This window comes from Nitrosovibrio sp. Nv6, from assembly GCF_900110495.1.
GTDB lineage: Bacteria > Pseudomonadota > Gammaproteobacteria > Burkholderiales > Nitrosomonadaceae > Nitrosospira.
On record NZ_FODX01000002.1, the window covers coordinates 147,152 to 172,733 of the forward strand.

General features: G+C 52.5%; 19 protein-coding genes, 3 tRNA genes and 2 rRNA genes. 1 reads left to right on the top strand and 23 read right to left on the bottom strand.

Annotation, left to right across the window (positions count from 1 at the left end; translation table 11 throughout):
• Window positions 1–14: 14 nt before the first annotated feature.
• The 6 genes from BMX66_RS07395 to BMX66_RS07420 all read right to left on the bottom strand — a co-directional run bounded on the left by BMX66_RS07395 (window position 15) and on the right by BMX66_RS07420 (window position 7,220).
• Window positions 15–2,904, bottom strand: a 23S ribosomal RNA gene (locus BMX66_RS07395).
• 351 nt (window positions 2,905–3,255) lie between these two features.
• Window positions 3,256–3,331: transfer RNA gene (locus BMX66_RS07400), tRNA-Ala, on the bottom strand.
• Between the two features lie 6 nt (window positions 3,332–3,337).
• Window positions 3,338–3,414, bottom strand: a tRNA-Ile gene (locus tag BMX66_RS07405).
• A gap of 126 nt (window positions 3,415–3,540) precedes the next feature.
• Window positions 3,541–5,076, bottom strand: a 16S ribosomal RNA gene (locus BMX66_RS07410).
• The 16S and 23S rRNA genes sit together here with 2 tRNA genes alongside, the layout of an rRNA operon.
• Window positions 5,077–5,369: 293 nt before the next feature.
• Complete coding sequence (gene tyrS, locus BMX66_RS07415; RefSeq protein ID WP_090880317.1) at window positions 5,370–6,584, bottom strand: tyrosine--tRNA ligase; 1,215 nt, start codon at window positions 6,582–6,584, stop codon at window positions 5,370–5,372.
• Between the two features lie 18 nt (window positions 6,585–6,602).
• The gene (locus BMX66_RS07420; RefSeq protein ID WP_090881044.1) at window positions 6,603–7,220 is read right to left on the bottom strand and encodes a superoxide dismutase; all 618 of its coding nucleotides are present in this window, start codon (window positions 7,218–7,220) and stop codon (window positions 6,603–6,605) included.
• A gap of 433 nt (window positions 7,221–7,653) precedes the next feature.
• Between BMX66_RS07420 and BMX66_RS07425 the strand changes: the two genes are divergently transcribed.
• On the top strand, window positions 7,654–8,934 hold the full coding sequence (locus BMX66_RS07425; RefSeq protein ID WP_090880320.1) for a DUF2130 domain-containing protein: 1,281 nt from the start codon (window positions 7,654–7,656) through the stop codon (window positions 8,932–8,934).
• A 239-nt stretch (window positions 8,935–9,173) separates the two neighbouring features.
• Here the strand turns inward: BMX66_RS07425 and BMX66_RS07430 are convergent, their stop codons facing one another.
• From BMX66_RS07430 to folP, 17 genes are all read right to left on the bottom strand, one after another.
• On the bottom strand, window positions 9,174–9,599 hold the full coding sequence (locus BMX66_RS07430; RefSeq protein ID WP_369826973.1) for a group III truncated hemoglobin: 426 nt from the start codon (window positions 9,597–9,599) through the stop codon (window positions 9,174–9,176).
• A 279-nt stretch (window positions 9,600–9,878) separates the two neighbouring features.
• Window positions 9,879–10,835 carry an RNA polymerase sigma factor RpoS gene (gene rpoS, locus BMX66_RS07435; protein WP_090880326.1) on the bottom strand — a complete coding sequence of 319 codons (957 nt, stop codon included), beginning with the start codon at window positions 10,833–10,835 and terminating at the stop codon, window positions 9,879–9,881.
• Window positions 10,836–10,853: 18 nt separating this feature from the next.
• Complete coding sequence (locus BMX66_RS07440) at window positions 10,854–11,918, bottom strand: peptidoglycan DD-metalloendopeptidase family protein (RefSeq protein WP_255398858.1); 1,065 nt, start codon at window positions 11,916–11,918, stop codon at window positions 10,854–10,856.
• A 61-nt stretch (window positions 11,919–11,979) separates the two neighbouring features.
• Window positions 11,980–12,642 carry a protein-L-isoaspartate(D-aspartate) O-methyltransferase gene (locus BMX66_RS07445; RefSeq protein WP_090881049.1) on the bottom strand — a complete coding sequence of 221 codons (663 nt, stop codon included), beginning with the start codon at window positions 12,640–12,642 and terminating at the stop codon, window positions 11,980–11,982.
• Between the two features lie 61 nt (window positions 12,643–12,703).
• Window positions 12,704–13,444 (bottom strand): 5'/3'-nucleotidase SurE, encoded by a 741-nt coding sequence (gene surE / locus BMX66_RS07450; protein ID WP_090880329.1) that lies wholly within the window; start codon window positions 13,442–13,444, stop codon window positions 12,704–12,706.
• A gap of 112 nt (window positions 13,445–13,556) precedes the next feature.
• Window positions 13,557–13,633, bottom strand: a tRNA-Pro gene (locus tag BMX66_RS07455).
• 81 nt (window positions 13,634–13,714) lie between these two features.
• Window positions 13,715–14,089 (bottom strand): MerR family transcriptional regulator, encoded by a 375-nt coding sequence (locus tag BMX66_RS07460; protein ID WP_090880331.1) that lies wholly within the window; start codon window positions 14,087–14,089, stop codon window positions 13,715–13,717.
• Window positions 14,070–14,375: an integration host factor subunit alpha gene (locus tag BMX66_RS07465; protein ID WP_090880334.1), complete on the bottom strand. Its 306-nt coding sequence runs from the start codon at window positions 14,373–14,375 to the stop codon at window positions 14,070–14,072. The genes BMX66_RS07460 and BMX66_RS07465 overlap by 20 nt, the downstream gene beginning before the upstream one ends.
• 55 nt (window positions 14,376–14,430) lie before the next feature.
• Complete coding sequence (pheT, locus tag BMX66_RS07470; RefSeq protein ID WP_090880337.1) at window positions 14,431–16,809, bottom strand: phenylalanine--tRNA ligase subunit beta; 2,379 nt, start codon at window positions 16,807–16,809, stop codon at window positions 14,431–14,433.
• 67 nt (window positions 16,810–16,876) lie between these two features.
• Window positions 16,877–17,905, bottom strand: a complete 1,029-nt coding sequence (gene pheS, locus BMX66_RS07475; RefSeq protein WP_090880340.1) for a phenylalanine--tRNA ligase subunit alpha — start codon at window positions 17,903–17,905, stop codon at window positions 16,877–16,879.
• Between the two features lie 98 nt (window positions 17,906–18,003).
• Entirely contained in the window at window positions 18,004–18,363 is a 360-nt protein-coding gene (gene rplT, locus BMX66_RS07480; RefSeq protein ID WP_090880344.1) for a 50S ribosomal protein L20, read from the bottom strand.
• A 12-nt stretch (window positions 18,364–18,375) separates the two neighbouring features.
• The gene (rpmI, locus tag BMX66_RS07485; protein ID WP_090880347.1) at window positions 18,376–18,573 is read right to left on the bottom strand and encodes a 50S ribosomal protein L35; all 198 of its coding nucleotides are present in this window, start codon (window positions 18,571–18,573) and stop codon (window positions 18,376–18,378) included.
• A 234-nt stretch (window positions 18,574–18,807) separates the two neighbouring features.
• Window positions 18,808–19,386: a translation initiation factor IF-3 gene (infC, locus tag BMX66_RS07490; protein WP_369826974.1), complete on the bottom strand. Its 579-nt coding sequence runs from the start codon at window positions 19,384–19,386 to the stop codon at window positions 18,808–18,810.
• A gap of 20 nt (window positions 19,387–19,406) precedes the next feature.
• The gene (thrS, locus tag BMX66_RS07495) at window positions 19,407–21,323 is read right to left on the bottom strand and encodes a threonine--tRNA ligase (RefSeq protein WP_090880354.1); all 1,917 of its coding nucleotides are present in this window, start codon (window positions 21,321–21,323) and stop codon (window positions 19,407–19,409) included.
• Window positions 21,324–21,715: 392 nt separating this feature from the next.
• Window positions 21,716–22,720, bottom strand: a complete 1,005-nt coding sequence (locus tag BMX66_RS07500; RefSeq protein WP_090880357.1) for a PstS family phosphate ABC transporter substrate-binding protein — start codon at window positions 22,718–22,720, stop codon at window positions 21,716–21,718.
• Window positions 22,721–22,985: 265 nt separating this feature from the next.
• The gene (gene glmM, locus BMX66_RS07505; RefSeq protein ID WP_090881052.1) at window positions 22,986–24,347 is read right to left on the bottom strand and encodes a phosphoglucosamine mutase; all 1,362 of its coding nucleotides are present in this window, start codon (window positions 24,345–24,347) and stop codon (window positions 22,986–22,988) included.
• A 226-nt stretch (window positions 24,348–24,573) separates the two neighbouring features.
• The gene (folP, locus tag BMX66_RS07510; RefSeq protein WP_090881055.1) at window positions 24,574–25,344 is read right to left on the bottom strand and encodes a dihydropteroate synthase; all 771 of its coding nucleotides are present in this window, start codon (window positions 25,342–25,344) and stop codon (window positions 24,574–24,576) included.
• Between the last annotated feature and the right edge of the window lie 238 nt (window positions 25,345–25,582).

The following is a 25,582-nucleotide window of genomic DNA, read 5'->3' on the forward strand; positions in this document are numbered from 1 at the left end:
TTACTTAAGGTTATAGGATCAAGCCTCACGGTCAATTAGTATCGGTTAGCTTAACACATTACTGCGCTTCCACACCCGACCTATCAACGTCGTGGTCTTCGACGAACCTTTAGGGAGGTTTAACCCCCGGGAAGTCTCATCTTGAGGCGAGTTTCCCGCTTAGATGCTTTCAGCGGTTATCTCTTCCGCACTTAGCTACCCGGCGATACGACTGGCGTCATAACCGGTACACCAGAGGTGCGTCCACTCCGGTCCTCTCGTACTAGGAGCAGGTCCTCTCAAACTTCCAACGCCCACGGCAGATAGGGACCAAACTGTCTCACGACGTTTTAAACCCAGCTCACGTACCACTTTAAATGGCGAACAGCCATACCCTTGGGACCGGCTACAGCCCCAGGATGTGATGAGCCGACATCGAGGTGCCAAACTCCCCCGTCGATATGAACTCTTGGGAGGAATCAGCCTGTTATCCCCGGCGTACCTTTTATCCGTTGAGCGATGGCCCTTCCATACAGAACCACCGGATCACTATGACCTGCTTTCGCATCTGCTCGACTTGTCAGTCTCGCAGTCAAGCACGCTTTTGCCATTGCACTATCAGCACGATTTCCGACCGTACCTAGCGTACCTTCGTACTCCTCCGTTACACTTTGGGAGGAGACCGCCCCAGTCAAACTGCCTACCATACACGGTCCCCGATCCAGATAATGGACCCAGGTTAGAACCTCAACAATACCAGGGTGGTATTTCAACGTCGGCTCCATGAGCTCTAGCGAGCCCACTTCAACGCCTCCCACCTATCCTACACAGGTATTGTCAAAGTCCAATGTAAAGCTACAGTAAAGGTGCACGGGGTCTTTCCGTCTAGCCGCGGGGAGATTGCATCTTCACAAACATTTCAACTTCGCTGAGTCTCAGGAGGAGACAGTGTGGCCATCGTTACGCCATTCGTGCAGGTCGGAACTTACCCGACAAGGAATTTCGCTACCTTAGGACCGTTATAGTTACGGCCGCCGTTTACCGGGGCTTCGATCAAGAGCTCTCACCCCATCACTTAACCTTCCGGCACCGGGCAGGCGTCACACTCTATACGTCCACTTTCGTGTTTGCAGAGTGCTGTGTTTTTATTAAACAGTCGCAGCCACCATTTCTTTGCAACCCCCTTCCGCTTCACGCGCGAGGCGCTACACGTACCGAGGGCACACCTTATCCCGAAGTTACGGTGTCAATTTGCCGAGTTCCTTCTCCTGAGTTCTCTCAAGCGCCTTGGAATTTTCATCCCGCCCACCTGTGTCGGTTTGCGGTACGGTCTTCGTTCAACTGAAGCTTAGTGGCTTTTCCTGGAAGCAGGGTATCACTCACTTGGCGTCCCGAAGGACGTTTCGTTATCACGCCTCAACTAAGCCGCCCGGATTTGCCTAAGCAGCACGTCTACACGCTTCAACCGGGACATCCAACACCCGGCCGAGCTAACCTTCTCCGTCCCCACATCGCATTGAACAAAGGTACTGGAATTTTAACCAGTTTCCCATCAGCTACGCATTTCTGCCTCACCTTAGGGGCCGACTCACCCTGCGCCGATGAACGTTGCGCAGGAAACCTTGGGCTTACGGCGAGGGAGCCTTTCACTCCCTTTATCGCTACTCATGTCAGCATTCGCACTTCCGATACCTCCAGCAGCCTTCTCAAGCCACCTTCGCAGGCCTACGGAACGCTCTCCTACCATCTACACTTGCGTGTAAATCCCTAGCTTCGGTGCACAGTTTGAGCCCCGTTACATCTTCCGCGCAGGACGACTCGATCAGTGAGCTATTACGCTTTCTTTAAAGGGTGGCTGCTTCTAAGCCAACCTCCTGACTGTTTTAGCCTTCCCACTTCGTTTACCACTTAACTGTGTCTTTGGGACCTTAGCTGAGGGTCTGGGTTGTTTCCCTTTCGACACCGGACGTTAGCACCCGATGTCTGTCTCCCACGCTCGCACTCTTCGGTATTCGGAGTTTGCCATGGTTTGGTAGGCCTAAACGGCCCCCTAGCCATAACAGTGCTCTACCCCCGAAGGTGATACGTGAGGCACTACCTAAATAGTTTTCGGAGAGAACCAGCTATTTCCAGATTTGTTTAGCCTTTCACCCCTACCCACAGCTCATCCCCTAATTTTTCAACATTAGTGGGTTCGGACCTCCACGAGGTGTTACCCCCGCTTCATCCTGGCCATGAGTAGATCATCTGGTTTCGGGTCTACACCCAGCAACTAATCGCCCTATTAAGACTCGCTTTCGCTGCGCTTCCCCTATTCGGTTAAGCTCGCTACTGAATGTAAGTCGCTGACCCATTATACAAAAGGTACGCAGTCACGGAACAAGTCCGCTCCCACTGTTTGTATGCATGCGGTTTCAGGATCTATTTCACTCCCCTCCCGGGGTTCTTTTCGCCTTTCCCTCACGGTACTGGTTCACTATCGGTCGATTACGAGTATTTAGCCTTGGAGGATGGTCCCCCCATATTCAGACAGGATTTCTCGTGTCCCGCCCTACTTGTTCCAATCCTAGTTCCACACTCAAACTTTCGCCTACGGGGCTATCACCCACTATGGCCCGACTTTCCAGACGGCTCGGCTAGTTCGAGTGCTAAAAATTGGAGGCTGTTCCCATTTCGCTCGCCACTACTCTGGGAATCTCGGTTGATTTCTGTTCCTCTGGCTACTTAGATGTTTCAGTTCGCCAGGTTCGCCACGCTTGACCTATGTATTCAGCCAAGGTTGACCCTTGCGGGCCGGGTTTCCCCATTCGGACATCTCCGGATCAATGCTCGTTTGCCAGCTCCCCGGAGCTTTTCGCAGGCTACCACGCCCTTCATCGCCTGTAATCGCCAAGGCATCCACCACATGCACTTATTCGCTTGATCCTATAACCTTAAGGGCTTCGGAATCAGAAATGGAAACCGGTGAATAACCGGATTTTCTTTCTTTTTCCAAACCATTTGGTTACAGGTGTTTGCTCACATCGCATCCGACTAAAAATGCGATGTGTCGATACAATCTAACCCATTATTCCGCGCTCCATGAATACGCGACCCGATAAGGGGTAACGTACCCGCTGAATGCGGAATACTTTACTTCTTCCAAATTGTTAAAGAACATCGAGAACATACCTGAATACTTCCTGCCAGTTCCCGAAATACAGCCGCTGGTTAAAAACCAGAAGTAAACGATTACGTTTACTTCTATTTTCTAATACGTGATCCGGATTGAAAAATTGGTGGAGGTGAACGGGATCGAACCGATGACCCCCTGCTTGCAAAGCAGGTGCTCTCCCATCTGAGCTACACCCCCGATAGTTGGTGGGTCTGGGTGGATTTGAACCACCGACCCCACGCTTATCAAGCGTGTGCTCTAACCAACTGAGCTACAGACCCTGAACAGAGCCTGGAAACAAAGAAATGGGTTTTTTTCCATTCTCCACCCTATTACTCCTTGGCCCCCATAGCTTTGCTTTTAAACAACCGATAGGTTGTGGACACTTGAAACAGGAATTTCTCTAGAAAGGAGGTGATCCAGCCGCAGGTTCCCCTACGGCTACCTTGTTACGACTTCACCCCAGTCATGAATCTCACCGTGGCAGGCGCCCTCCTTGCGGTTAGACTACCTGCTTCTGGTGAAACCCACTCCCATGGTGTGACGGGCGGTGTGTACAAGACCCGGGAACGTATTCACCGCGACATGCTGATCCGCGATTACTAGCGATTCCGACTTCACGGAGTCGAGTTGCAGACTCCGATCCGGACTACGACGCGCTTTCTGAGATTGGCTCCCCCTCGCGGGTTGGCAACCCTCTGTACGCGCCATTGTATTACGTGTGAAGCCCTACCCATAAGGGCCATGAGGACTTGACGTCATCCCCACCTTCCTCCGGTTTGTCACCGGCAGTTTCATTAAAGTGCCCAACTGAATGATGGCAATTAATGACAAGGGTTGCGCTCGTTGCGGGACTTAACCCAACATCTCACGACACGAGCTGACGACAGCCATGCAGCACCTGTGTTACCGTTCCCTTTCGGGCACACCCACCTCTCGGCGGGCTTCGGTACATGTCAAGGGTAGGTAAGGTTTTTCGCGTTGCATCGAATTAATCCACATAATCCACCGCTTGTGCGGGTCCCCGTCAATTCCTTTGAGTTTTAATCTTGCGACCGTACTCCCCAGGCGGTCAACTTCACGCGTTAGCTGCGTTACCAAGCCCGTTAAGGCCCGACAACTAGTTGACATAGTTTAGGGCGTGGACTACCAGGGTATCTAATCCTGTTTGCTCCCCACGCTTTCGTGCCTGAGCGTCAGTGTTAACCCAGGGGGCTGCCTTCGCCATCGGTGTTCCTCCACATCTCTACGCATTTCACTGCTACACGTGGAATTCCACCCCCCTCTGCTACACTCTAGCCTTGTAGTTTCAAACGCAGTTCCCAGGTTAAGCCCGGGGATTTCACATCTGACTTACAAAACCGCCTGCGCACGCTTTACGCCCAGTAATTCCGATTAACGCTTGCACCCTACGTATTACCGCGGCTGCTGGCACGTAGTTAGCCGGTGCTTCTTCTTCCGGTACCGTCAGTGATCACAGGTATTAACCGTGACCGTTTCGTTCCGGCTGAAAGAGCTTTACAACCCGAAGGCCTTCTTCACTCACGCGGCATGGCTGGATCAGGGTTTCCCCCATTGTCCAAAATTCCCCACTGCTGCCTCCCGTAGGAGTCTGGGCCGTGTCTCAGTCCCAGTGTGGCTGGTCGTCCTCTCAGACCAGCTACTGATCGACGCCTTGGTAAGCCTTTACCTCACCAACTAGCTAATCAGACATCGGCCGCTCCAAAAGCGCAAGGTCTTGCGATCCCCTGCTTTTCTCCGTAGAGATTATGCGGTATTAGCACACCTTTCGGTGCGTTATCCCCCACTTGAAGATACGTTCCGATGCATTACTCACCCGTTCGCCACTCGCCACCAGGGTTGCCCCCGTGCTGCCGTTCGACTTGCATGTGTAAAGCATGCCGCCAGCGTTCAATCTGAGCCAGGATCAAACTCTTCAGTTCAATACTGGTAAAACTCTCGCTTGACGTATTACTGAATTCCAGCTTCTATCCTGAGTTATCGGAATAGCAACTGAAATTCTTCTTACATTGTGCGAGCACTTCAACACTTAAGTCCTGATTATTCCCGCTCGAAAACGAAAATAACCTGGTGTCCCGGTCAAGTGCCCACACCTATCGGCTGTAAATTTTTAAAGAGCGATGCTGCCTGACAAACTCAAAGTCAGACAGCGAAGGCGGCATTATACAGATGCCAAACACCCGGTCAAGGGCTTTTTGAAACTTTTATTCTTGTTCTATTCTTGCTCAGAGGAGATCGTTACTCTGGCGAACTTTCGCTTGCCTACTTGCACCACGGCAGTTTCACCACGACCTAGCTTGATGGTTTTGTCGCTGATCTTCTCGCCATTCAATTTCACACCACCCTGCTCGATCATGCGTAGTGCTTCTGTTGTGCTGGCGGTTAATCCGGCTTGCTTGAGCAGCTGTGTAATGGATAACCCTTCTGACGCAGTATACAATATTTTTTCAAGCATGTCATCCGGAAGCCCGCCACGCCTGAACCGCGCTTCGAAATCAGCTAGCGCTGTTTCCGCCTCTTGCCGGCTGTAAAACCGGGCCACGATCTCCTGTGCGAACATCGCCTTGATGTCGCGCGGATTGCGTCCGTGTCCGACGTCCTGTTGCCACTGGCGAACAACACTGATGGGCTCGAATGACAACAATTCAATGTATCGCCACATCAGCTCATCGGAAACCGACATCAACTTACCGAATATATCAGCCGGATTCTCGGTTATCCCGATATAGTTGCCGGAGGATTTGGACATTTTGTTGATCCCGTCCAGCCCCTCGAGGAGCGGCATGGTAATAACACACTGCGGCAACTGGCCAAAATGCTTCTGCAATTCGCGCCCCATCAGCAAATTGAATTTCTGATCAGTCCCTCCCAGCTCGATATCCGCCTTGAGGGCAACTGAATCGTAGCCTTGAATTAACGGATATAAAAATTCGTGAATCGCGATACCCTTGTTACTTCGATAACGTTTGCCGAAATCGTCGCGCTCCAGCATACGTGCGACAGTATGAGTCGCCGCCAGTTTAATCAGGTCGGCAGCACTGAGCGTATCCATCCATGTTGAATTGAACACCACCTCGGTCTGTTCGGGCTTGAGTATCCGGAAGACCTGACTCTGGTAGGACTTCGCATTCTCAAGCACTTGCTCACGGGAAAGGGCAGGGCGAGTCGTGTTCTTGCCGCTGGGATCACCGATCATGCCCGTGAAATCGCCGATCAGGAACAGGGCGTGATGCCCCAGATCCTGTAAGTGGCGCATCTTATTGAGCAGAACGGTGTGACCCAGATGCAAGTCAGGCGCTGTAGGGTCGAATCCAGCCTTGACTCTGAGCGGACGATTCAAAGCAAGCTTTTGCTTCAGCTCGTCTTCCAGCAGAATCTCGCTGCAACCTCGCCTGATTATTTCCAGCTGGTCTGAAATGTGTATCGTCACAGCAGCGTGACGAGCATGCTATCTGTCATTGTCAGCCGCAAAGCCCCAGTTGATCAGCTTGTCGAGTACAGCGTTAACATAATCCGGGCGGCGATTCTGGTAATCGAGGTAGTACGCATGTTCCCATACATCAATTGTCAGGAGCGGCTTCATTCCTTTGGTCAACGGCAGATCCGCATTGCCGGTCTTGATCACCTGGAGCTTGTCACCATCCTTCACGAGCCACGCCCATCCGCTGCCGAACTGAGTGGTTGCCGCGGTCACCAGCTCTTTTTTGCACGCTTCGACACTACCAAAAGAGGTCTCGATTTTTTGTTTCAGCGCCGCAGGCGGCTCGCCACCACCTTTTGGCGACAAGCTATTCCAGTAGAAAGTGTGATTCCAGACCTGTGCCGCATTATTGAAGACGCCGATTTTGTCTGCCTTACCTGCTGTTGAAGTAATAATCTCTTCCAAAGATAAATCCGCGAGTTCCGTACCCGCTATAAGTTTGTTGAGGTTATCGACATAAGTCTTGTGATGCTTGCCATAGTGGAAACCCAGCGTATTTGCCGAAATGACAGGGTCCAGCGCATTATCCGGGTAGGGCAAAGGTGGCAGAACATGTGGCGCACTTCCAGTCGTTTGATTGCTCATCATTTTCGCTCCTGTGTGGTGACAAAATGTAATCCGTTTCGTTTTTTTGGAATACAGCCCGGTACAGCCATTACAGCCCAGGAAGTAACTTCTGGGAAATATCAAAAAATTGGATGAATTATCAAGGCAGAAAGATGCCTCGATAAACATACTACGTTCAGCTCCTGCGGGGAAACATCATGAGCCTATGGCAGATAGCCAAAAAGGCTTGAACTCGATTCCCATTGTTCCCTGGGGCGGGTAGTTACGACTATTGAGGCAAGTATATCTGAAAATGGCGGAAAATAAGCGCAACCGCCGCCTCCCTGGACAGAAGGCGCCAATCAGGTCCAATGCCAGTGATCGTTCCATGCCGTATGCCCTATAATCCGGAATACCCTCCATCTCACGAGGAGCAGGACACCGGCCTTTTGATAATTTTCAGGATTGAAACATGACGGAACCTACGATTACGTGTCCACGGTGCAAGACCGAAATCCGCCTCACAGAATCCCTTGCCGCACCGCTCCTGGCCGCCACGCGCAAGCAGTTCGAGCAGCAGCTCTTGCAAAAAGACGAAGATATCGTTAAGCGCGAACAAGGGATCCGCGAAAAAGAAAAAGAGATTGCAGAGGCTAAACGTACGCTGGATGATCGGGTAGCCGATCAGGTCGCGGCACGGATGAGTATCGAGCGAAGCCGCGTTATTGCCGACGAATCCAGAAAAGCGAGGCTTGCCAGCGCCGCCGAACTGGACAGCAAGATGCGGGAGCTTGCAGAGCTTCAGGAAGTACTCAAAGGCCGCGACGAAAAGCTGGCAGCGGCCCAAAAGGTTCAGGCGGAACTTATCAAAAAACAGCGGGAGCTCGACGATGCCAGACGTGAACTCGAACTCACGATAGAAAAGCGTGTGCAGGACGGATTAACTGTGGTACGCATGAGGGCCAGGCAGGAAGCGGAAGAAGGACTCAAACTCAAGGTAATGGAAAAGGACCAGACCATCGCATCCATGCAGCATAAAATCGAAGAACTGATGCGCAGGGCGGAGCAGGGTTCTCAACAACTGCAAGGGGAAGTGCAGGAACTGGCGCTTGAAAATCTGTTGCGCGCAAAATTCCCTTTCGATGCGATCGAGCCTGTACCCAAAGGCGACTACGGCGGAGATGTACTGCACCGTGTTATCGGGAGTGGTGGACAGTCCGGGGGCACAATTTTATGGGAGACGAAGCGTACCAGAAACTGGAGCGATATGTGGCTTGCAAAATTGCGGGAAGACCAGCGCGTCGCAAAAGCGGAGATTGCGGTGATCGTGAGTCACACGTTGCCAAAGGGCGTTGAAACCTTTGAAATGGTCGATGGCGTCTGGGTAACGCACCCCAGAGCAGCATTGCCGGTAGCGCTTATTCTGCGCCACTCACTACTGGAACTTGCCCTCGCGCGCCAGTCTTCCGATGGCGTGCAAACCAAGACAGAAATGATCTATCAATATCTCACCGGTCCGCGTTTCCGTCAGCGCGTAGAAGCCATCGTTGAAGCATTTACCACCATGCAGGAGGATCTGGATAAAGAGCGCAAGGTAATAATGAAACAATGGGCCAAGCGCGAGGAGCAAATCATGCGCGTCATGAGCGCAACAGTAGGAATGTATGGAGACCTGCAGGGAATTGCCGGGAAATCATTGCAGGAGATAGAGGGACTGGAATTGAAGAGCCTGGGCTTGAACGACGAATTGTGACGTTATACGGATGCGGCAGTCCGCGACAAAACGCAATACACGAGGAGACAACGCTTAAGACACGCGCATCTTGCATTGTACGCTGGCTCTTGCATCGTAGGCCGGCCTTGGCGACGAACATGAGATGTTCAGTTGAGGACGGAAGTATGGCTTGAAACTTGGCGCTTAGCGCGAACACATCGCTAAACTGCTTGCATCCGCCCTCGTGGCCAATATCTCCATCAAGACCAAACAGGCAATTATGCTCCGCAGAGTTCGACCAGTTCCCTATCAGGGTAGCGCTCCATTTGATATCTTAGCCATAGCCTGCCGCCGATATGCAATGCCAGCGTATCCGCGTTGAACTGTAAATCCGGGTTTCCCATCTCACTCGTGGTTTGGCGAAAGAGCTGAAGCCATCGTTCAAATAATTCGGAAGTGAGCCCTGGAAGGGCTACATGCTTGGGCATGGGTGCCCCCCGGAAATCGCTTGTTCCGCGTAGTTTCATTGACCAGAAATTGATCATCTGCACAAAATGCGCGTCCCAGTTGGTTACGTGTGCTTCAAAAATCGGGCCCAGCAGAGGATCTTTCCGGGCTCTCGCATAGAAGGTATGCACCAGCCGTGAAATCTCCTCTTCGGTACACAAGCCGGGGTTGGGTGCTAAAAACTCTGGTTGTAGCATAGTCATGATTATCGTCACTCAGAAATAATATTCGCCGCAGTCATGCGAGATGGTCATCGGGTTAAAATCTGCCGTCCAGATTATTCTGCGATTGCCGTCCACCACCTGGCCTCGCACTGTCACGTACTTGAATTATGTACGTTAACATACACACTTTCAACATTATTTTATGTGACAAGTCTGTCTGAGTAAAGGTTCAAATGCGGATTCAAGCGATTCGATGAGAGTTTGATATTGAGTTCCCGCGGGCCTACGCTTGTTCATGGCACGTTTGAAACCCTAGAACACGCCATCCTTCGATACCCCCTCACACCTCAATATTACGCGCAATGTTTGCAGCGCCTCCAATTGAATCTGGCGTACGCGCTCTCGCGTGAGGTCAAGGCTCGTGGCCAGTTGTTCCAGCGTTTGGGTTTCATAACCGTTCAGGCCGTAGCGCTTTTCAATTATATATCGTTGTTTTTCATTTAGCCGGTTAAGCCACTCCTGCACGCGACATTTAATCTCGGATTGCTCCATCATAAGGTCGGGGCCCGGGTTCTGGTCATCCGCGATGGCATCTCCGATGGACAGCAACGGATCCACATCAAGGGGGGCATCCAATGACATCATGCTCATGTTCAGGGACAGCATACGCTGCACCTCCTTCACCGGGCGTCCCAACAGATGTGCTACATCCTCCGGCTTGGGTTCCTTTCCCGTATGCGCTTCCATGTGGCGGGCCGCTTGCAAAATGATGTTCAAGTCTTTGATGACGTGCACAGGCAGGCGGATTGTCCGCGACTGATTCATAATGCAGCGTTCAATGTTCTGGCGTATCCACCAAGTGGCATAAGTCGAAAAGCGGAATCCGCGCTCCGGGTCAAATTTGTCCAGTGCATGCATCATTCCCATATTTCCTTCTTCGATCAGATCCAGTAGCGCAACACCGTGGTTGGTATAATGTTTTGCGATGTTTACCACTAGCCTCAGATTACACTCAATCATTTTTTGGCGGGCATTAAAATCGTCCTGCTTGACCAGGCGGGTCAAAGCCGCCTCTTCCTTCGCTGTCAGCAGGGCATTATGACCGATCTCATTGAAATAGATTTGAGTGACGTCAGTCAGCAGGAAGTCACCGAGAGGCTCGGCGCCAACGCTGGGTGGCGGTTCGGAAACTTCAAGCGCATTGTCCGGATCCAATGGATCGGTCTTGTCGAAGGATTCTTCGTCGTCGGAATATTCGAGCTGATTCATCCTTGGTTCATCCTTGATTTATCCTGATAGTCCAGGTAAATGTTTTAGCGGGTCGACCGGTTTTCCGTTTTTGCGAATTTCGAAATGGAGTTTCACAAGGCTACTATCGGTATTCCCCATCTCAGCGATTTTTTGACCTTTGACTACTATTTCCCCCTCTTTCACCAGAAGCTTGTCGTTGTGAGCGTAGGCACTAAGATATGTATTGTTATGCTTGATAATTATTAGCTTACCGTAGCCGCGCAGTCCCGCACCGCTATAAACTACCTTGCCCCCCGCGGACGCCGTCACCGCTTGCCCCGTCTTGCCGAGTATGTCGATGCCTTTGGTACTTTCCGAGAACAGGTCCAACACTTTGCCTTTCGTAGGCCAGGTCCATTCGACACGATCGTCATCAGGAGCAGCTTCTGCAGTGGGCGGTATCGGGTCAATTGCGGGGGCACTGATATTTTTTTCAGGACTCGGATCAGCCTTTACTGTCATTATGGAGGGGGGAATATCCGCCAGGCCTTTCTTCATCTGTGCTACAGCCTGCTCCGAATAGGGAAGTTTGAATGCCCTGGGGCCGGTTTTCAGCTTATCGGTGTTACTCGGATATTTTGTTCCAGTTTGGGAGCCGGCGTCAGCCGCGGCGGAAGCCGCCGATGGCCGCGCGGGCTCCTGGATCGGGAACAGCGATGGCTGTGCCAATGGCGTGGGTGAAGATAAGATGAGCTGCTGACCGACATGGACCGCTCCGGGATCCCGGATATTGTTCCACTCCGCCAAATCCTTCTGGTTAATGCCATGGCTCTGCGCGATGCTGTAGAGCGTATCGCCCTTTTTTACAATATAGACGTTCGAGCGTAGAGCGCCGGTCTCGGAGATTGGGCCGGGTTTCCCCGGCTCAGGCATATAACTATCGACTACCGGCGCATGGTGGTGCGGGGTGGATTCACAACCAGCAACCAGGAGGCATAGAACAAGAGCTGAATAGAATGGCAGAAACTTGCCCGAAGGAGGTACGCAGCGGCGGCCCGCGATAAATCCGCAGGCTAATGCGTCACTCTTTATGTGCTTCCATCCTATTCCTGTATTCCTCATTCCTGTCTCTTGTTTCTGCATCGCCTAACGTTTAACGTTCCTTGACGTCTCCTGACATTCTTTAGCGCTTCCAGATGCCGGGCATAATTGGGACAAACCTGACCTCGTCAAGTATTGTCTCAGTGTAGCCTTGCAAGTTACGTTCGATAACGCACAGAACCTGCTCCTGACTCCCTTTGGGAAAAACAATTCTGCCGCGAATCGCTAATTGCTCCAGCAGTGGCGGGGGAATATGCGTGGTCGCGGCGGTGAGAATAATGCCGTCAAACGGTGCGGCCTCGGACAGACCGAGCAGGCCGTCGGCGTGCTTCAGTCGAATATTGCTGAGGCGCAGCTCCCGTAAGCGAGTACGAGTGCGGGTAAGCAATGGACCGACTCGCTCGATAGAATAAACCTCGCGGGCAAGCTGTGCCAGTATAGCTGTCTGGTAACCGCAGCCCGAGCCGATCTCAAGCACCTTGCCGAGCCCGGTACCCGCGCGCAGCAACTCGCTCATGCGCGCTACCGTAAACGGACTCGAGATTGTCTGGCCGAAATTGATAGGCAGCGCGACATCGTCGTAGGCGCGATTCGCCAGGACTTCATCAACAAAGATATGGCGGGGAATGGCAGTCATCGCCGCAAGTACCACTTCGTCCATGATACCTTGCGTGCGCAGACGCTCGATCATGCGCGCCCGGGTGCGCTGCGAAGTCATGCCAATTCCGGAATGGTGAGCGTTCAAACCAGACATGCCCCGAGCAATTGGCCTTTAAACCAGGCACGACAACAATAAAGCCTGGCTGCTATTTCAACCACTCTTTTACCGCATCCATCTGTCCATATCGCGTCAGGTCGATTTGCAATGGCGTCACCGATACGCAGTTACGCTGAACAGCGAGAAAATCGGTCCCTTCTCCGGTATCCTGAGCAGGCCCAGCCGCGCCTACCCAATAAACTGTATGGCCGCGCGGATTTTTCGACTTGACCACCGGCTCCGCTTTGTGCCGCCTTCCAAGCCGCGTAACTTCAATCCCTTGCAATTCATCGTACGGAATGTCAGGTATATTGACATTAAGCAGTATAGGGCCATGGAGCTTGTCGTCTTCGAAACGCTGCACTATTTCTGTCGCAATGCGCGCGGCGGTTGAAAAATTTCCCGCGGAAAAACTGGCAAGAGAAATGGCAAGCGAGGGTATGCCCAGCAAAAAACCTTCGGTAGCGGCAGCTACGGTGCCAGAATAAATCGTGTCGTCTCCCATGTTTGCGCCATCATTTATTCCCGATACCACCATGTCGGGCAATGTATCGAGCATACCGGTGACAGCAAGATGTACGCAATCCGTGGGTGTTCCATTGACGTAAAAGAATCCGTTGTGGGATTCACGCAAACTGAGGGGTCGGTCAAGCGTAAGAGAGTTGCTGGCGCCGCTCCGGTCACGTTCAGGTGCGACCACAACGATATCCGCAATAACGGAAAGCGCTTCCGCAAGGCAGGCAAGACCTGGCGCAAAATACCCATCATCATTGCTGAGCAATATGCGCATTCGGATAGTACCCCAGGGTGTTTTTTAGCTTATTGGGGCGAAAAATATTCGCTAAGCATTACGGGCAAGCCCACGATGCATAAAAAATGATCAAATTACCTGTGAGCTCAACTGGTCGGGGCGAGAGGATTTGAACCTCCGACCACTTGCACCCCATGCAAGTACGCTACCAGGCTGCGCTACGCCCCGAAAGTCAAATTATAACAATAAGCCAGGAGATTAGGGCTACTTTGTAACCCTGGATGGAGAAGGATACGGAATGGGAATGGATCAGGATCGAAGCAAAGACACGATACTTTTTATTTCGCTTCGCAATAGCGCCAAATCGACTGATGGGGTAAAGGTTGAGCCTGGGACAGAAGATACCGCCTCGGCCATGCCTTGACCCAGACGGCTGCGAGCGCCATGAATGGTAAAACCCTGCTCGTAGAGCAATTCCCGGATACGGCGGACCAGCAGCACTTCGTGGCGCTGATAGTAGCGACGGTTGCCGCGGCGCTTGACGGGTCTCAACTGAGTGAATTCCTGCTCCCAGTAACGCAACACATGCGGCTTGACGCCACACAACTCGCTTACTTCCCCAATAGTAAAGTAGCGCTTTGCAGGGATGGGCGGCAATGCACCGCTAGGTGTTAGGTTTTCCATGCTGGTTTTTTTCGACCATTGCCTTCAGTTTCTGGCTGGCGTGAAAAGTGACCACTCTTCGGGCGGTAATGGGAATTTCTTCACCTGTCTTGGGGTTGCGGCCAGGACGTTGCGGCTTGTCGCGCAGCTGAAAATTTCCAAAGCCCGAAAGTTTAACGCCGTCGCCGTTTTGTAGCGCGACGCGCACCTCTTCGTAAAAGGATTCCACCATGTCTTTGGCTTCGCGTTTGTTGAACCCGACTTTTTCAAAGAGCAAATCCGCCAACTCCGCCTTTGTTAAGGTCATAGTCTCCCTCACCTGTTTATTTTACTTTCCGACACCGCCGAATTCTCGTCTTTTATCAGTTGCGCAACGTCGCACCAAACCGACTTTCCAAAACGTTTATCAACATTTTTGTAATCCGATCGGCTTCGGCATCGGTCAGCGTTTTTTCAGTATCTTGCAATAACATACGGAAAGCAAGACTTTTTTTTCCATCTTCGACACCTTTCCCATGGTATACATCAAACAAGGAAATTTCCGAAACGACCGATGATCTGTTTGCGTACATGCAGTCAAGCATCGCCTGAACGCGGACATTCTCCGGCACTACCACGGCAATATCACGTCGTATCGGCGGGTACTTTGAAATTTCCGTAGCCTTCGGCAGCGTTTGGGTCGTCAGTACGTCCATATTCAGCTCAAACAGCACGACGGATTTAGGCAAGTCAAACTTTTGTTGCCAGCGAGGATGGAGTTCTCCCAGGAAACCGGCGATTTTATTATTCAGGCTGATCCGGGCGGATTTGCCGGGGTGCAAGGCTGGATGGGTCGCCGCCGCAACATCTGCTACTGATGGCCAAAACAGCGCCTCAATATCCGCTTTTACATCATAAAAATCTACCCAGCGAGCGGCGGTTCCCCACTGCTCAGCCATTGCGTCTCCATAGCAAAGCCCGGCCATTTTTTCCTGTTGAGTGTAAGTCTCGCCTGATCTCTCGAAACAGCATCCACTCTCGAACAGACGAACCCTGGACTGCTTACGGTTAAGATTGAATTGCAGGTTCGATAAAAGACCCCCAAGCAGGCTGCTGCGCATGACTGTCAGCAGACTGGACAGTGGATTTTTCAATGCGACCGGCATTTTATTGCCAGCCAGCTCCGATTCCCATGTGGGATCTACGAAAGCATAATTAATGACTTCCTGATAATCCCGTCCCACAAGGATTTGCCGCAGCCGTGACGGCGCTTTCCGGATTTCAGGCTCAGGAAGCATTCCCAGGCTCACGCGAGGCAGCGTTGGAGGTATGTGATCGTAGCCGTGTATGCGCGCCAATTCCTCGATCAGATCTTCCTCTATGGCAAGATCGAAGCGGTAGGTCGGCGGCGTTATCGCGAAAAATCCCCCAGCGATCGAAAAGCTGAATTGCAAGCGGCGCAACAGTTCAGCCACTCTGGCTTCGCCAAGGTCTATGCCCAGGACTCGCCGGACCCGTTCCAATCGGAGGCCGATCGGATCACGCCGCGGGAGCTTACCCCTGGTTTCCGCCACCGGCCCCGCCGTGCCACCACAAATGTCCAGAATCAGGCCTGTCGCCCGCTCCATCGCACTGCGGGTTCCGCCAAAATCCACCCCACGTTCAAAGCGGTATGCTGAATCTGAACTGAACCCAAGGGAGAATGACTTGCCGGCAATCACGTCTGGACTGAAAAAAGCGCTCTCCAGGAATACATCGGTTGTCCCCTGTGTCACTCCGCTTTCATTTCCACCCATAATGCCTGCCAGCGCCAGTGGTTTGGCCTCATCCGCAATAACCAGCATGTCGGGTTGCAGCACAAGGTTTTCGCCGTTCAGCAATTGCAGCATTTCGCCGGCCGCGGCGTAGCGCACGCGAATTGAACCCGTGATGGCGCCCGAAATCTTAGCCAGATCGAAAGCATGCAGCGGCTGACCAGTTTCCAGCATTACATAATTGGTCACGTCCACTACCCCGTTGATCGCGCGCAAGCCACTGCGTTCAAGACGGCGAAGCATCCATTGGGGCGTGGGAACATCAAGGGAGATGCCACGTATTACCCGGCCGCAGTATAGCGGGCAAGCATCCGGCGCATCAACGTGTATAGCCAGAATCTCATCGATCTGACCCACAGCCGGCTTAGCTGTGGGGAGTCTGAGACTTTGAGAAGTAATCGCCGCCACCTCCCGCGCGACGCCGGTCAGACCCAGGCAATCACCACGGTTCGGGGTTAGCTTGAGGGTAAGGAGTTTATCCTCGAGCTCGTAATAATGGCGGAAATCGGCGCCTGTTGGGGCGTCGGCCGGAAGCAGCAATAAACCTGCCGTGCCTTCCCCTAGTCCCAGTTCCCTGGCTGAACATAACATACCGCCAGATTCGACCCCGCGTATTCTCGTCGGCTTGATGGCAATGCCCGGCAGTCGGGCGCCATTCAGCGCACACGGCACTTTTACTCCGGCACGAACATTGGCTGCGCCGCAGACAATTTGCAAGGGCTCACCACCTCCTGCTGAACCTGTGTTCACCTCGCAGACATTAAGATGATCCGCGTCCGGATGTTTATGCAAGGATACTACTTCGGCCACGACCACCTTGCTGAAGGCCGGGGCAACGGGCTCGATAGCTTCAACCTCCAGGCCCGCCATCGTCAGCGCATGAGCGAGCTCGTTTGTCGATAGCCGTGAGTCAACGAAAGTACGGAGCCAATTTTCTGAGAATTTCATGAGTATCTGCTCTTTCCGGGGACGTGGGTTTTTATCGCTCCACGGAAAACCCCATTCAGGGGCTCATTTAATTAAACTGCTTCAGGAATCTCAAATCATTTTCGAAAAACAACCGCAAATCAGTCACCCCATACCTCAGCATCGCCAGCCGCTCGACCCCCAAACCAAAAGCGAAGCCGATATATTTCTCACTATCGATGCTGACATGCTTGAGAACGTTGGGATGCACCATGCCGCAACCGAGCACTTCGAGCCAGCCTGTATAACCACATATACGACAACCGTTCTGACACATCACGCAGCCGATGTCCATTTCAGCGGAAGGCTCGGTAAACGGGAAGAAAGAAGCACGGAAGCGCACCGGCAAATCATCGCGCTCGAAAAAGTGTTGCATGAAATCCCCCAACACTCCTTTTAATGCCGAGAAATTGGCATTTTCATCGATCCACAAGCCCTCTACCTGATGAAACATTGGCGTATGGGTCAAATCAGAGTCGCAGCGGTACACCTTTCCTGGGGCGATTACCTTCAAGGGCGGCCGATTGCCTTCCATGTGCCGGATCTGGACTGGCGAGGTATGCGTACGCAGCAGTTGCCCATCTTTTCCGTCATTATCGATGTAAAATGTATCATGCATTGCGCGCGCCGGATGATTTTCCGGAATATTGAGCGCCGTAAAATTGTAGAAATCTGTCTCTATCTCGGGGCCTGAAGCCACTGTAAACCCCATCGAATGAAACAACGACTGTATGCGCTCCAGTGTTCGCGTTACAGGATGCACGCCGCCTGTTCCCAAACCGCGTCCAGGCAGAGTCACATCCAATGCTTCTTCGACTAGCCGCTCCTCCAGTTGTTTTTCCTGGATTACATCGCGGCGGAGGTTAAGCGCGGCTTCGAGCGCTTCCTTCGCCTGATTAATGCGGCTCCCCATGACGGGACGCTCTTCCGGCGCGAGCTTGCCCAATCCCTTCAATAATTCGGTCAACCTGCCGTGCCGGCCGAGATAGCGCGCCTTCGCCTGCTCCAGCTCAACGGTATTGTCTATGCCGTTGAACAGTTCGATCGCTTCACGGAGAAGTTGATCCAGATTAGTCATGAAAATATGGCACGGATGGATTGCGTTGGCCCAAACAAGAAAAAAGGAGGCAAGGCGTGTGTGCCTTCAGCCTCCTCGCAGCTTTATTGCTATTACCGCTATATGGCCAGACTTGCTTTGGCCTGCTCAACTATTTTCGCAAAAGCCGGCTTGTCAAATACGGCAATATCAGCCAAAACCTTGCGGTCAACCTCAATCTCGGCTTTTCTCAGACCGTTCATGAAAACGCTGTAGGACAATCCGCACTCCCGCGCAGCAGCGTTGATACGCGCAATCCACAGAGCCCGGAATTGACGCTTCTTTTGACGGCGATCACGGTAGGCATATTGCCCCGCTTTCATCACCGCTTCCTTGGCCACACGATAGACGTTCTTGCGGCGCCCGCGATAACCTTTTGCGAGATCCAGTATTTTTTTGTGACGGGCGTGAGCCGTTACACCACGTTTCACTCTTGGCATATCAGTCTCTCCTTAGGCGTAAGGCATCATGGCGCGCACCGACGCCACGTCGCTGCAATGGACACCCACAGTTCCGCGCAGTTGACGCTTGCTTTTCGTGGTTTTCTTGGTAAGAATATGGCGCTTGAATGCTTGTGAGCGTTTTACGCTGCCGCCTGCCCGCACAGTAAAACGCTTTGCTGCTCCACTCTTTGTTTTCATCTTTGGCATACATTACTCCTGCTTTAACATGACGCCGGGTGTTTCCTGACCGGAACGCTTTAAACCCGGAAATCACTTGTTTTTTTCGATGCCGCAAATTGCCTGGGCATCACCTATCTATGTGCCCGCTTGCCCGCTCTGCTTTTATTGATATACGGGGAACGACTCCAGGCCTCGCTACCTTACCTTCCGACTACTCGGCTGTCACCTTACGGTACTGCTGCAGTTGCGCCGGGCTATATCTTAACCGCCACCAGCATCAGTTTCAGTAACTGCCTTTGGCTTGGGTATTTTTACTTCCTTCTTCCGGGGAGACAGCACCATCACCATTTGCCGTCCTTCCATTCTGGGGAACTGCTCGACCACTGCATGTGGCTCCAGATCACCGCGCAATCGCTCCAGCAGACGCACGCCGAATTCCTGATGTGCCATTTCACGTCCGCGAAAACGTAATGTGATCTTGGCCTTATCACCCTCTTCCAGAAAGCTGATCAAATTCCGCAGCTTGATGTTGTAATCACCTTCGTCCGTGTTGGGACGGAATTTGACCTCCTTGATCTGGATTTGTTTTTGTTTGAGCTTGGCCTCGTGTTTTTTCTTGCTTTCCTGATAGCGAAACTTGCCATAATCCATCAAACGGCAAACCGGGGGTTGAGCGGTAGGCGCGATTTCGACTAAATCCACCCCTGCTTCCTCGGCGAGCGTGTTGGCGACCGCCAGGGAGACGACGCCTATCTGCTCTCCATCGGCACCAATCAAGCGCACTTCGGGCGCATTAATCTCCTGATTGATGCGGGCTGCTTTTTCTTGAACTATAGTAATTCCCCAAATCTGTTAATAAATTAAACCGCGCCAGCTCTTATGGATATCTCTGCTGTAAGCCGTTGAATAAACGCCTGCAACGACATCTGGCCAAGATCGGAACCTGTTCGGGTTCGCACGGCTATGACTTGCGCGGCCACTTCCTTGTCGCCCACAATGATCTGATAAGGCAATTTCTGCAAACTATGTTCTCGTATTTTATAAGTTATTTTCTCATTTCTCAAGTCCGCGCTTGCACGAATGCCGTGACGCCTGAGTTCCTCTGTTACCTGCCTGGCGTAGTCTGCCTGCCCCTCGGAAATATTCAGCACCACCGCCTGTTCCGGAGAAAGCCACAATGGGAGAGCGCCCGCATGATTTTCGATGATGATGCCGATGAAGCGTTCGAGGGACCCAAGAATCGCCCTGTGAAGCATCACTGGCACCCGCCGGGAATTATCCTCCGCCACATATTCAGCCTTCAGGCGCTCCGGCATGGAAAAATCGAGTTGCAAGGTGCCACACTGCCATAAACGACCAATGCTATCCTTGAGAGAGAACTCGATTTTAGGCCCGTAGAAGGCGCCTTCGCCGGGCTGCAAATCCCAGACAAGGTTCTTGTGATTCAATGCCGATTGCAATGCGGCTTCCGCCTTGTCCCATTGCTCTTCAGAGCCGACACGCTTTTGGGGTCGGGTTGAAAGCTTCACCAGAAGCTCATTAAAGCCGAAATCGGTATAAACCTTCTGCAACAGGTCAATAAATTGTACCGCCTCATCCTGTATCTGGGACTCAGCGCAAAAGATGTGGGCATCGTCCTGAGTAAAGGCTCGTACCCGCATGATACCATGGAGAGCACCGGATGGCTCATTGCGGTGACATGAACCGAATTCGGCCAACCGCAACGGCAGGTCGCGGTAGCTTTTCAAACCCTGTTTGAAAACCTGGACATGACCCGGGCAATTCATAGGCTTGACCGCAAATTCGCGCTCCTCTGACTGAGTAATGAACATATTCTCGTGGAAATTTTCCCAGTGCCCTGACTGCTCCCAAAGCCCTTTGTCCAGCACCGAGGGCGTGCGGATTTCCAGGTAGCCGTTATTGCGGAATATTTCACGCATATACTGTTCCACCTGTTGCCAGATAATCCAGCCCTTGGGGTGCCAAAATACCATACCCGGCGCTTCTTCCTGGATATGAAACAAAGCCAGTTGCTTCCCCAGCTTGCGGTGGTCGCGTTTTTCCGCTTCTTCAAGGCGATGCAGGTAGGCGTCCTGGTCTTCCTTTTTAACCCAGGCAGTGCCATAAATCCGCTGCAGCATTTCGTTGTGTGAATTGCCGCGCCAATAGGCACCCGCCAGCTTCATCAGCTTGAAGACCTTGAGCCTGGATGTGGTCGGCACATGCGGCCCACGGCACAAATCGGTAAAATTTCCCTGAGAATAAAGAGAAACTTCCTCGTCTCCCGGAATGGCCTCGATAATTTGCGCTTTGTAGTGCTCGCCCTGGTTCTTGAAAAAATTGATTGCTTCGGAGCGCTCCCAAACCTTGCGCTCGACTTTCAGGTTTCGTGCGCTGATTTCCGCCATGCGCTTTTCAATTGCCGCAAGGTCTTCTGGCGTGAATGGGCGTTTGTAGGAAAAATCGTAATAAAAGCCATCCTCGATCACGGGGCCAATGGTGACTTGTGCTTCCGGAAACAACTCTTTCACCGCATGCGCCAGCAGATGCGCGCTGGAATGGCGGATGATTTCCAGCCCTTCAGCGTCCCTTTCGGTGACGATACTCAAATCGCTATCTGTTTCGATGCGACTGGATATATCCACCAGCTTACCGTTCACTTTGCCTGCCAGCGCCGCGCGAGCCAGTCCCGCGCCTATCGAGGCAGCGACTTCGCCTACTGTCACCGGCTGCTCATACGTACGCTCCGAACCATCGGGCAATCGAACGACAGTCACAATTTTTCCCTATTGTAAAAATAGCCCAAATCAGCAATCCCTTGACTTTGCACGGGAGCCATAATTCTCCTCGGTGTTCATGAGCCCGACTTGCAGCTCATGCAGAATTTGGACTCAAACGGAGCCCCTGCCGTAGGAGGCAGAACTATATCAGCCCAGCGCGCGATGCGCCAGACGGCGCCCCGATCAGCCTTATCTTACCAAATCAAGGTTGATTTGAACGCAAGGATGGTGCAGGAAGGTAGCGATCAGTAGGAAAAGGGAAAAGAAATTGCTGCAGAAGGAATGAGGCCGGACCATAGCGCTTGAATCAGCAGATCGCTTGTGCCCAGGTAATCTGCTGATCGTTCTCCCTCAGCTCAGCTCAACCGATATTCGGTTTTTTTCCGGAATTATAGGCTAGCCTCGCGCTTGAGCAATTCTTCGATCCTCAAGCCGACTTCCGACCGGCCACCGAATACGGTTCCCACCTTTTTGTTGTCGAGATGTTCAAGATTGGTTGTATAAGCTTGGGCCGGTAGCGGAAAAAATTTGACTTCCTTCACCAAGGCAGGCGCGTTTTTCATGTAAAAGTCAACGAACTGCCGGATTTCAGGCCTCTCAGCCGATTTAATGTTCACGTAAATAAAAATAGGACGGGACAGCGGCTGGTATGTACCGTCTTCCACTGTTTTTGCGGAGGGGAGAACAGGACCTTTACCTCCATCGACAGCGACCGCTTTGACCTTTTTCTGATTTTCGACATAGTAGGCATAACCGAAGAAACCGAGCGCGTTTTTGTCGCTCGCCACTCCTTGTACCAATACGTTGTCATCTTCCGACGCAGTAAAATCGCCACGGCTCGATTTGGCCTTGCCGACGATAGCTTCCGTAAAATAATCGAAAGTACCTGAATCCGCACCTGCACCGTAGAGTTTGAGCGATTCGTCAGGCCAGGCCGGATTTACCTGGCTCCATTTGGTGATATTACCTTGCGCGGCCGGTTCCCAGATTTTCTTCAGCTCGGCGACAGTGATAGTTGGGCTCCAGCTATTTCTGGGGTTCACCACTACCGTCAACGCATCAAATGCCACTGGCATCTCAACATATTGCACACCGGCCTTTTTGCATTCGTCCATTTCCTTTTGGAGAATGGGGCGTGAAGCATTGGCGATATCCGTTTCCCCGCGGCAGAATTTTTTGAAGCCCCCGCCTGTGCCCGAGATGCCGACGGTTACTTTAACCGCACCTCTCTTCGCATTCTGAAAATCTTCCGCCACTGCTTCCGTTATAGGATAAACGGTGCTGGAGCCATCGATTTTTACGAATGCGTCAGCACTGGCAACGCCGGCAACGGCCATCAATGTTCCAAATACGGCTGACATTCCCAGTACGATACTATTTGGCAAACTCAACATTTCATTCCCTCGTTTGATTGATCAGGGACACTGCCCCCTTGCGGCATGGTCATGCTAGGTTATTAGTATTACCGTTCCGTGACATCCGCGCTTGCAGCGGCGAGATAACCACTTCCGTTGTTCGCCAGCTTTTGATTACAAAGATCTCGTTCCATTGGTATCGTATCTGACGGATAGAAGGCGAATACGCTAACCGGAACTTGGGTATGCCGTTACAGCAGGGCTTGCCCGTTAGCCCGTTAGACCGTTATTGTCCGTTGCGCTTTCATTCCGCCGCGACCGTCCGCACGAGATCAGCTATTTTCTCCGCCCAATGTTCAACCTTCTGCCTGGACTCACCCTCGACCATTACGCGTATCAGCGGCTCGGTGCCTGATGGACGCAGCAGCACGCGGCCAGTGCCGTCCAGGTCGCGTTCCGCTTCTGCCTGGGCCGCCTTGATCGCCGCGTTAGCTCGTGAATCAAACCCCTTGGGAACCTTGACATTAATCAACTGTTGCGGATAAAGCGTGACACCCTGCGCAAGCTCGGTCAGAGTCCTTTCTGAATCGCGTATGGCATATAAAACCTGCAATGCCGAAATGATGCCGTCACCCGTAGTGTGTTTATCGATGCAGATAATATGGCCGGAACCCTCGCCGCCCAATTGCCAGCCTTTTTTCTGCAGCAGCTCCAGCACATAACGGTCGCCCACATTAGCGCGGGCAAAGGAGATATCCAGTTTCTTTAAACCGTTTTCTACCGCGAGGTTGGTCATTAATGTTCCTGCCACCCCTCCCTTGAGCAGCCCCTTCTTCTGGCGATGCGTGGCAATAATGTAGATCAGCCGGTCGCCATCGAAAAGCACGCCGTCTCCATCGGTCATGATGACGCGGTCGCCATCGCCATCGAGCGCAATGCCAATATCGGCGTGATGCCGCCTGACAGCTTCCTGTAGCGTGGCGCTATGTGTGGCGCCACATTCGTGATTGATATTAAGACCATCAGGCTGAGCCCCGATAGCAACAACATCGGCGCCCAGCTCATGCAGCACGGGTCCGGCGACTTGATATGTCGCTCCATGAGCACAGTCGACCACAATACGCAAACCGCGCAGATCAAGATGATTCGGAAACGTGCTTTTGCAAAACTCGATGTAACGTCCTCTTGCATCGTTGATACGTCTTGCTTTACCAAGTTGGGCCGAAGCCATCGACTTGATGGGAGCACTCAGCCCTGCTTCTATCTCATGTTCGGTCGCATCGGGTAATTTTGTGCCCAACGCGGAAAAAAACTTGATGCCATTGTCTTCAAACGGGTTGTGCGACGCGGAAATGACGATGCCCGCCTGCAGTCGCAACGCGCGAGTAAGATAAGCTACCGCTGGTGTCGGAATAGGTCCGGATAACAAGACATCCACGCCGGCGGCGGAAAGCCCGGCTTGTAGCGCTGATTCAAGCATATATCCGGATATGCGAGTGTCTTTGCCAATCAGAACGGCCGGGCGCTCGCCCTTGGACAGATGCCAGTCCGATGAGGTCAACACCTTGCCGGCAGAATAACCGAGATGCATCACGAATTCCGGTGTGATAGGCCTTTCCCCTACCCGCCCACGTATACCGTCAGTGCCAAAATATTTTTTTGTCAATTGAAAACCCGTAAATAGTTGGAATTTAGCGACACCCCAAGCCGCCTTGCGATCGTTTATTTCTGCGCCCACTTTGCGAGCATCCTGCATTCATAAGGCAAGTCAGACGATTGTCTTATAGCCCGTTCAGAACTTACATATTTGTGGGCGGTGCGTTAAGCAAGGAGCGAGCTGTATGGGGGCGATTCGGTCCTTCAAAAGCGTAATGCTCTCTTGACAGCGTTCATTAGCCGTTCACCGCATTATAAACCGCTAGCGCATCCCTGGTGGCTTTGACATCATGTACCCGCACGATTCCGGCACCCTTCGTCGCCGCGAGTAAAGCAGCAGCAACGCTGGCGTGAACACGGTCAGCGGCTTCGTTGCCGGTGATTTTTCCGAGCATGGCCTTGCGCGACAACCCTACCATGAGAGGTACACCGAGATCGGAGAAGCGGTCGAGATGTCGCAGCAACTCGATATTATGCTCCTGCATTTTACCGAAACCAAAACCGGGATCTATTACCAGCCGTTCGCGCGTAATACCAGCGGCCTGCGCCGCATCCAGGCGCTGCTGTAGAAACTCTTTCACTTCCGCCACCACGTCATCATACTGCGGATTGATTTGCATATTGCGCGGTTCACCTTGCATGTGCATAAGGCATGCCGCCGCCCCTCCAGCCGCAACTACCTCCAGCGCCCCCGGGCTCCTTAGCGCATTGACATCATTGATCATGGCGGCGCCAGCCTTGATTGCCGCACGCATCACTTCCGGCTTCGTGGTATCTACCGAAACAGGTACGCCCATGCCGGCCAAGGCCTCCACTACGGGAATAATACGGCGCAATTCCTCCTCTACATCCACCGGCATACTACCGGGGCGGGTGGATTCACCGCCGATATCCAGCCAGTCGGCGCCTTGTTCAATCAGGCGGACGGCGTGGCGGAGCGCACTTTCGGTCGAAGCACACAAGCCACCGTCCGAAAAGGAATCCGGGGTGACATTGACGATCCCCATGATGAGAGGTCGGTGGGGAGCAAGAATATTAAACCTGAATTCGGCAGTTGAGTGGTTATTCCTCAGTTGAGTGCCATGACTGGCAATGGCTTCTTGCGCCACTTGATGTTCCTGTTGGATGAGTTCGATAGAACCGTAGGGTTCAGATCAAATGCCGACGAGATATAGAAGAGAAAACAGAAGATTCAGCGTGGTATAACGCTTCAATTAAAAAAAAGGCGGGACAAGCCCGCCTAAT